This is a genomic window from Dietzia sp. Cai40, assembly GCF_014145165.1.
Classification (GTDB): domain Bacteria; phylum Actinomycetota; class Actinomycetes; order Mycobacteriales; family Mycobacteriaceae; genus Dietzia; species Dietzia natronolimnaea.
In genome coordinates this window covers 1-8,012 of record NZ_JAALEB010000230.1, presented here as the reverse complement: position 1 = coordinate 8,012, position 8,012 = coordinate 1, and the positions used below count along the sequence as shown (strand labels likewise).

Below are 8,012 nucleotides of genomic sequence, written 5' to 3'. Positions count from 1 at the left end.
GCGAGGCCGGGGAGGCGAGCGCGAGGTCACTGTCCCTCGCCGCGCCGTGCATGCAGCTGGTGTCCGACGGGCGGGCGGACGAGTCCGTCGACCTGGTGCTGGGGACGATCTTCTCGCGACTGTCGGACTCGGCGGAGAGCGTGGGGGCGCTCGACGAGCTCAAGGTGGGACGTCAACCGATCTCCGCCGAGCTGGACGCGGCGCGAGCCGTCAACTGCTGACCGCGCCCCCGAGCGCCTCGATCGCGGACAGGAACTCCCCCGCCACACCGGGTGCGGCGGCGGCAGTGGGGACCTCGTCGTCGTGGGAGACCCTCACCACCGCGCCGGCCTCGGCGGCGATCAGGGCCCCGGCCGCGTGATCCCACGGCTTGAGGCAGCGCTCGTAGTAGGCGTCGATCCGGCCGGTGGCCACCATGCACAGGTCCAGGGCCGCGGACCCGCACCGTCTGATGTCACGGATCCGCGGGAGGAGCTCCGCGACCACCCGCCCCTGTTCCGCGCGGACGTCGGAGTCGTAGGAGAACCCGGTTCCCACGAGCGCCATCGACAGGTCGTCACACGCCGACGCCGTCAGTTCGGTGAGCGTGCCCGTGGCGGACCGGAGGCTCGACCCGCGGCCGAGCCCCGCGGTCCAGGTCTCGCCGGTGACGATGTTGTGCACCGCACCCGCGAGGACCACCCCGTCGACCTCCGCCGCCACCGAGACGGCGGTGAAGGGGATCCCGTAGAGGAGGTTGACGGTTCCGTCGACCGGATCCACCACCCACCGCACGACCCCCCGTCCCGGGGCGGTCGCCTCCTCGCCACCCTCCTCCCCCAGGACGCGGTCGCCGGGCCGGGCGGAGACCACCTGCGAACGGAGGTGCTCCTCCACGGTGGTGTCGATGACGGTCACCGGGTCGGTCGCAGAGCTCTTGGCACGCGCGTCGAGCCCGGTGGAGCCGAACTGCTCCACCATCCGCCGGGCCACGTCACCGCCCGAGACCGCGAGCCGACCCGCGAACCGCCTCAATTCGTCGACGGTGTCCGCGTGGGTTGATCGCGCGACCCCTCCGTCCGTCTCCTCCGACATGTCGGCTCACCTCGTCGTCGTCCCCGATTGGACCGGCCCACGGTGGTACCGGACAGATACGCTGACGAACGGGCGCTCGTCGCCCCCATCGTGCCCCGTCGGTCCGGTGGACTCCAACCGCAGCCGTGACCCTCACGGCCCGTCACCCGGGAGCCCGAGATGCCCACCCCCACACCTACCGAGAGCACCCAGGCGCCGGCCTCCTCCACCGGCCTGGGGGTGGACGTCGGCGGCACAGGGATCAAGGCGGGGCTGGTCGACCTCGGCACCGGGGAACTCCTCGGCCCCCGGTCGACACGTCCCACCCCGCAGCCGGCGACCCCGGACGCGGTCGCCGGGGTCATCCGCGCGATGGTCGACGAACTCGGATGGGACGGCCCGGTGGGGGTGGCTCTCCCCAGCGTCATCCACGACGGCGTCGCGAGGATCGCCCACAACATCGACGGCTCCTGGGTCGGCTGCGACGTGGTCGCCCTGTTCGACAGGCACCTCCCCGGACGCTCGGTGGTCATGCTCAACGACGCCGACGCGGCGGGTGTCACCGAGGTGCACTACGGCGCCGGTGAGGGGGTGGACGGCCTGGTGGTCCTGCTGACCTTCGGCACGGGGATCGGATCGGCACTGCTGCTGGACGGCCATCTCGTCCCCAACACGGAGTTCGGACACCTCATGGTGGAGGACATCGCCGGCCGGGGTTTCGACGAGGCCGAGCACCTGGCCTCCGCATCGGTACGTGCACGGGACGGACTGACCTACGAGGAATGGGCGCCCCACGTGTCCAACGTCCTGCGATGCCTCGAGGACCTGCTCTGGCCCCGCGCATTCGTCCTGGGGGGCGGGATCAGCGAGGCCGCCGAGGAGTGGTTCCCGCTCCTGGAGAACCGCACCCCGGTTCGTGCGGCCATCAGACGTGGCGATGCCGGGATCATCGGGGCGGCGCTGTACTCGGCGGCGCGCGACGGCCTGGTCGATCTGGGGTCGACACTGTCCCCGGGCAGCTACTGACCCCTCGTCAACAGCGCCTGATGCGACCTCCGGGCGGGTTCCTCGTTACAATGGCGCAGGCCGGGATCACCTACCGGCCGGGGACGGGCCCGGTACCGCAAGGCGGACGGCTCGAGTGTCGGCATACGATGCGGCATCGATCCCCGTTTCCCATCGATTCACCGGTTGTGAAGGGGCGTTTGTGGCAGCCACGAAGACCACCAGTTCGGATTCCGCGATGAGCGGCGATCCGTCGGACACCGAGGTCACGGGCGAGGCCCCCGCCAAGAAGACCGCGGCGAGCAGGACACCAGCGAAGAAGGCCGCGCCCGCCAAGAAGACGGCGGCGAAGAAGTCGGCCCCGGCCAAGAAGACCGCCGCGAAGAAGACCGCGGCCAAGAAGACCGCCGCCGCGGGGGATCCCGCGCTCACGGACACCGCTCCGATCGACGACGCACCGGTCGAGGCACTCGAGGTCGAGCCGGACACCGCCGAACTCGAGGACGTCGAGGTCGATGTCGTCGACGTCGATGACGCGGAGGCCGACGAGGAGACCAAGGAGGGTCCGACCGCCAAGGACAAGGCGTCGGGTGACTTCGTCTGGGACGAGGACGAGTCCGAGGCCCTGCGGCAGGCCCGCAAGGACGCCGAGCTCACCGCCTCGGCCGACTCGGTCCGCGCGTACCTCAAGCAGATCGGCAAGGTCGCCCTTCTCAACGCCGAGGAGGAGGTCGAGCTGGCCAAGCGTATCGAGGCCGGCCTCTACGCCACCTGGTTCATGGCCCAGGTCGTCGAGCGTGGCGAGAAGCTCACCACCGCCCAGCGCCGCGACTACAAGTGGATCGAGCGGGACGGCGTTCGCGCCAAGAACCACCTGCTCGAGGCGAACCTCCGGTTGGTCGTGTCCCTGGCCAAGCGCTACACGGGCCGGGGGATGGCGTTCCTGGACCTCATCCAGGAGGGCAACCTGGGTCTGATCCGCGCCGTCGAGAAGTTCGACTACACCAAGGGCTACAAGTTCTCGACCTACGCGACCTGGTGGATCCGCCAGGCCATCACCCGCGCCATGGCCGACCAGGCCCGCACCATCCGCATCCCGGTGCACATGGTCGAGGTCATCAACAAGCTCGGGCGCATCCAGCGCGAGTTGCTCCAGGACCTGGGCCGCGAGCCCACCCCGGAGGAGCTGGCCAAGGAGATGGACATCACCCCGGAGAAGGTGCTGGAGATCCAGCAGTACGCCCGGGAGCCCATCTCGCTCGACCAGACCATCGGTGACGAGGGCGACTCGCAGCTCGGCGACTTCATCGAGGACTCCGAGGCCGTGGTGGCCGTGGACGCGGTGAGCTTCACGCTGCTCCAGGACCAGCTCCGCTCGGTGCTCGACACCCTGTCCGAGCGCGAGGCGGGCGTGGTGCGGCTGCGCTTCGGCCTCACCGACGGACTGCCCCGCACGCTGGACGAGATCGGCCAGGTCTACGGGGTCACGCGCGAGCGGATCCGCCAGATCGAGTCCAAGACCATGTCCAAGCTGCGCCACCCGTCGCGGTCCCAGGTGCTGCGCGACTACCTGGACTGATCTCCCGCCGGTCCGGTACCCCGGACCCCGGACGAGCCCGGGCCCGTCGATGTCGACGGGGCCCGGGCTCGTTCGCATGCTCATCCGACAGGGACGGCGAGGCGTGGTTCTGAGCCCCTTCCAGCGTCCCGTTCCAGCTGCCCTACCAGCTACGCAGCAGCGAGATGCGTTCCCGGATCTGGTCGGCCGAGGCCATGGGCACCGGAGGACCACCACAGGAGTTACGCAGCTGCGTGTGGATCGCTCCGTGGGACTTGCCCAGACGGCCCGAGTACACGGACACCAGCGTGTTGAGCTGGCGCCTCAGATCCTTAAGCTCGGCCGCGGAGGCCACGCGGGCGGCAGCCGCACCCGCGTTCGCCCCCGGACCGCCGGCGTTGCCCGGGAGGGTGGTGCCGGAGATGGTCGGGTCCGTCCCCACGCCCACCACCGCCACGGCCCCGGGCGCGGAGGACGCCTCACCGGACGACCGCCTGATCTGCTCCTTCTCCCGCTGACGCAGGAGGGCCTTGACGTCGTCCGCCCCGAGCAGACCGGGGAGACCGATGTAGTCGGCCTCCTCCTCGCTCCCCGCGAACGTGGCCGTGCCGTAGGAGGACCCCTCGTAGACGATCTGATCGAGTTCGGCGTCCGCACCGAGGGAGATGTACCCCTTGTCCTCGTCGTCCGCGTCGGGCTCGTCGTGTTGCTGGTTGGCCTGCGCCAGCAACTCGTCCTCGAGCCCGTCCTCGCGGTGGGGCTTGCCCAGGACGTGATCCCGCTGGGCCTCCATCTGGGAGGCGAGCTGCAACAGGACCGGGACCGACGGCAGGAACACCGACGCGGTCTCCCCCGGCCTGCGGGACCGGACGAACCGGCCGATGGCCTGGGCGAAGTACAGGGGGGTCGAGGCGCTGGTGGCGTACACCCCCACGCTCAGGCGCGGCACGTCCACACCCTCCGAGACCATGCGGACCGCGACCATCCACTCGTCCGTCGAGGCGGAGAACGTGCCGATCCGGCTCGAGGCGGTGGGGTCGTCGGACAGGACGACGACGGGGGCCCGCCCGGTGATCTCCGTGAGCAGAGCCGCGTACTCGCGAGCGCGTTCCTGGTCGGTGGCGATCACCAGCCCGCCGGCGTCGGGCACCCCACCCGCGCGGATCTGCCGGAGCCTGGTGTGTGCCGCCTGGAGGACCGCCGGCATCCAGTCGCCGTGGGGGTCCAGCGCCACCCGCCAGGCGCGCGAGTTCTGGTCCGCGCTGAGTGGTTCGCCGAGCCGGGCGGAGAACTCCTCACCGGCGTTGGTCCGCCAGCGCGCCTCGCCGGAATAGGCGAGGAAGACGACGGGTCGCACGACGCCGTCGGCCAGGGCGTCGGCGTACCCGTAGGAGTGGTCGGCCCTGGACCGTTGATGGCCCTGGCCGTCGGGTTCGTAGGTGACGAACGGGATCGGACTGTCGTCGGAGCGGAACGGTGTGCCGGTCAGGGACAGGCGACGCTCGGCGTCGTCGAACGCCTCACGGATGCCGTCTCCCCAGCTCTTGGCGTCGCCACCGTGGTGGATCTCGTCGAGGATCACCAGCGTACGGCGGGATGCGGTCCGTTCGCGGTGCTTGAACGGGTGGGAGGCCACCTGGGCGTAGGTGACCACCACGCCGTGGTATTCCGGCGCGAGAGCGCCGGAGGAGTTGGAGTACTCGGGATCGAGCGCGATACCGGCCCTCGCGGCGGCCTCGGCCCACTGGAACTTGAGGTGCTCGGTGGGGGCCACCACGGTGATGGCGTCGACCGTCCGGTCGGTCAGGAGTTCGGTGGCCACGCGCAGACCGAACGTCGTCTTACCGGCGCCGGGGGTGGCCACGGCGAGGAAGTCCTTCGGCCGAGCCATGAGGTACTTGCGCAGCGCGGTCCGCTGCCAGGCGCGCAGCGGCGCGCCCGCGGCCGCCGTGGCGGCGGGGTCTGCGGTCTGCTCCTCGGTGCCCGGGACCGCGCCGGGTTCACTCACCAGGCTTCAGGGTCTCGTAGACGCGCTTGCACTCCGGGCAGACGGGAGAACCGGGCTTGGCGGACCGGGTGACAGGGAACACCTCGCCGCAGAGGGCGATCACATAGGAGCCCATGACCGCGCTCTCGGCGATCTTGCTCTTGTCCACGTAGTGGAAGAACTTGGGCGCGTCGTCCTGCGTCTCCTCGGTCGTCGTGACCTCGGGGCGCTCTAGTGTCTTGGTCCGGGTGGTGCTCACCCCCTCATGATGCCGCACGCCACGGTCGGTGCGCCAACGCCGGAGTACCTTGGGGGCCATGGCACCCGACTCCCGTCGCAAGCGGTCCAAGGATCGGGACGGCACCGCGAGGCCCGTTCTGATCACCGCCGCGCGGGAGTCCTACCGGGACGAGCTCGCGGCGCGGAAGAAGCGGTACTTCCTCCTGATGTCCATCCGGATCCCGGCGTTGCTCCTCGCCGCGGGTTCCCTGGCTCTCTGGAACAACCCGTGGATCGCACTGGCCATCGTCGCGGGGTCCATACCGATCCCGTGGATCGCCGTGATCAGCGCCAACGACAGGCCTCCGCTACCCAAGGGGCAGGCACGGATGTACACCGCCGGTGCGCTGGCCAACCACACGCCCCGCGCGATGCCGCCGGGCCTCACAGGTGGCCCCTCGCACCAGAGCCCGGCCCACGACGGCCCGACCCACGACGCCCCGGCACCCGGGGACCGCTCCGGCGACGGTCCCGCCTCGGGTGCCCCGGACCCGGCCGACCGACCCGATGAGAGCGATCCCGCCCGGTGACCCCGACAGTTCCCGCCCTCACCCGCCTGGCCCCCGCACTGGCGGAGTCGTTCCGCGAGTGCCACTTCACGGTGCCCGGACTGGAGGACGCACTGGGGCCGGAGGCGGTCTCGGCGCTCGCCCGTTCGGACCCGGCGTCCGTCCGCAGGCACGCCCGCTCCGCCGGGCCGGTCGGGACCCTGGTCCGGCTGTTCATCCTGGGTGACGCGGTCCCCGAGGACGAGGTCGTGGCGGCCCTGCCCGGGGTACCCGTAGCCGACGGGATCGACGCCGGACTGTGGACCCGTCAGACCACGCCGGAGGCGACCCTCCGGGCGCTCCTCGACCTCCGGCCCGTGGACACCGGTCACGGCACACGCTGGGTCTTCGCCGACGTCGACGGGTCGATGGCCCACGCCACCACGAGGCCAGACCACGTCCTCGGGGTCGGGCAGGCCACGCTGTCCCTCCTCCGGATCACACCCACCTCGCACGTGGACTCCGTCCTCGACCTCGGCACCGGCTGCGGCATCCAGCTCGTGCACGCCCTCGGGACCGCGAGGACGGCGACGGGTACGGATATCACCCCCAGATGCCTGGACCTGGCGTCCGCCACGCTGGCCATCAACGGGTTGGACGGGGAACTGCTCGTCGGTCCCTGGTTCGAACCCGTCGCCCATCGTCGTTTCGACCGGGTCGTCGCCAACCCACCGTTCGTGGTGGGCCCCTCCGAGCCCGGCCATTCGTACCGCGAGTCGGGGCTCGCCCTCGACGGGGCGAGCCGGACGGTCGTGTCCGGGGCTCACGAACACCTGACCCGGGACGGCACCGCGGTCATCCTGGCCTCCTGGGTGGAGCGCCAGGACACCGACTGGCGGACCCACGTGGCGTCGTGGGTCCCCTCCGACGGGGTGGAGGCCTGGGTGCTCCGTCGCGACACCTCGGACCCGGAGCTCTACGTCTGGACATGGCTCACGGACGAGGGCATGGACCCGAGGGACGAGTCCACAGCCCTCGCCGCGGACGCCTGGCTCGACCACTTCGAGGACCGGGGCGTCGACGGGGTCGGGTTCGGGTACGTCTTCCTCAGGCGGATCGACGGCGCGTCGTCGGTGCTCTGCGAGGACCTCACCCACCCCTTCGACGAGGGGCTCGGGGACGAGGCCGAGGCCTACTTCGCGCGCATGGCGTGGTTGCGGGCGACCGCGGACCGACAGGGCGGGCAGGAGCGGGCGCTGGACGCGACGGTGTTCACCGTCTCCCCCGACGTCCACCTGCACGTCTCGGAGAGTCTGGCACCGGACGCCGGTGACGCGGGGGACGAGACGTCCGGGGCCTCTGCACCGGCCGGGTCGGTGGTGGTCGAGCGCGTCACCGGTGCACGCTGGCGGCACGAGATCGACCCGCTGACCGCGACGGTCCTCCGAGGGGCGCGTATGGGTGCGCTCCCCCTGGAGGATCTCGTCGTCCTCGCCGCCGCGGGGGCCGGTCGTGACCCCGGTGAGCTGGCGGAACCCGTGCGCAGGGTCGTGGCCGATCTGTTCCTCCACGGCTTCGTCGTCCCCGCCGGGGTCCCCGGGCTGCTCCCGCCCGGCGTCCGCGCCGCCGCCACCCCGGGGCC

At 71.3% G+C, this 8,012-nt stretch carries 7 protein-coding genes and 1 pseudogene; 5 read left to right on the top strand and 3 right to left on the bottom strand.

Annotated elements, in window-relative coordinates:
- Positions 1-221 (top strand): annotated as a pseudogene (locus tag G6022_RS09710) (LytR family transcriptional regulator); the annotation flags it as partial.
- On the opposite strand, the gene G6022_RS09705 reads toward G6022_RS09710, so the two are convergent.
- The gene (locus tag G6022_RS09705; RefSeq protein WP_179525216.1) at positions 211-1,074 is read right to left on the bottom strand and encodes an inositol monophosphatase family protein; all 864 of its coding nucleotides are present in this window, start codon (positions 1,072-1,074) and stop codon (positions 211-213) included. The pseudogene G6022_RS09710 and the gene G6022_RS09705 sit on opposite strands and share 11 nt — an antisense overlap.
- A gap of 159 nt (positions 1,075-1,233) precedes the next feature.
- Here G6022_RS09705 and ppgK point away from each other — a divergent pair, with 159 nt between their 5' ends.
- Together ppgK and G6022_RS09695 are read left to right on the top strand one after the other, a co-directional pair.
- A complete protein-coding gene (gene ppgK, locus G6022_RS09700; RefSeq protein WP_182617248.1) occupies positions 1,234-2,079 on the top strand; it encodes a polyphosphate--glucose phosphotransferase in 846 nt (281 codons plus the stop codon).
- 181 nt (positions 2,080-2,260) lie between these two features.
- The gene (locus G6022_RS09695; protein ID WP_182639214.1) at positions 2,261-3,637 is read left to right on the top strand and encodes an RNA polymerase sigma factor; all 1,377 of its coding nucleotides are present in this window, start codon (positions 2,261-2,263) and stop codon (positions 3,635-3,637) included.
- 142 nt (positions 3,638-3,779) lie between these two features.
- On the opposite strand, the gene G6022_RS09690 is transcribed toward G6022_RS09695, so the two are convergent.
- Complete coding sequence (locus G6022_RS09690) at positions 3,780-5,507, bottom strand: DEAD/DEAH box helicase (RefSeq protein ID WP_241731139.1); 1,728 nt, start codon at positions 5,505-5,507, stop codon at positions 3,780-3,782.
- Between the two features lie 109 nt (positions 5,508-5,616).
- A complete protein-coding gene (locus tag G6022_RS09685) occupies positions 5,617-5,862 on the bottom strand; it encodes a DUF3039 domain-containing protein (protein ID WP_017837712.1) in 246 nt (81 codons plus the stop codon).
- A 58-nt stretch (positions 5,863-5,920) separates the two neighbouring features.
- Between G6022_RS09685 and G6022_RS09680 the strand changes: the two genes are divergently transcribed.
- Both G6022_RS09680 and G6022_RS09675 read left to right on the top strand, forming a co-directional pair.
- Positions 5,921-6,412 carry a DUF3099 domain-containing protein gene (locus tag G6022_RS09680; protein WP_182691447.1) on the top strand — a complete coding sequence of 164 codons (492 nt, stop codon included), beginning with the start codon at positions 5,921-5,923 and terminating at the stop codon, positions 6,410-6,412.
- Positions 6,409-8,012, top strand: a 1,604-nt coding sequence (locus G6022_RS09675; RefSeq protein WP_182691444.1) for a methyltransferase, incomplete at its 3' end; no start/stop codon positions are given. The genes G6022_RS09680 and G6022_RS09675, both read left to right, overlap by 4 nt.

Coding starts and splice junctions, on each gene's coding strand:
- G6022_RS09690 (WP_241731139.1), bottom strand. CDS start 5,507: ATGGCTCGGCCGAAGGACTTCCTCGCCGTGGCCACCCCCGGCGCCGGT.
- ppgK (WP_182617248.1), top strand. CDS start 1,234: ATGCCCACCCCCACACCTACCGAGAGCACCCAGGCGCCGGCCTCCTCC.
- G6022_RS09705 (WP_179525216.1), bottom strand. CDS start 1,074: ATGTCGGAGGAGACGGACGGAGGGGTCGCGCGATCAACCCACGCGGAC.
- G6022_RS09680 (WP_182691447.1), top strand. CDS start 5,921: ATGGCACCCGACTCCCGTCGCAAGCGGTCCAAGGATCGGGACGGCACC.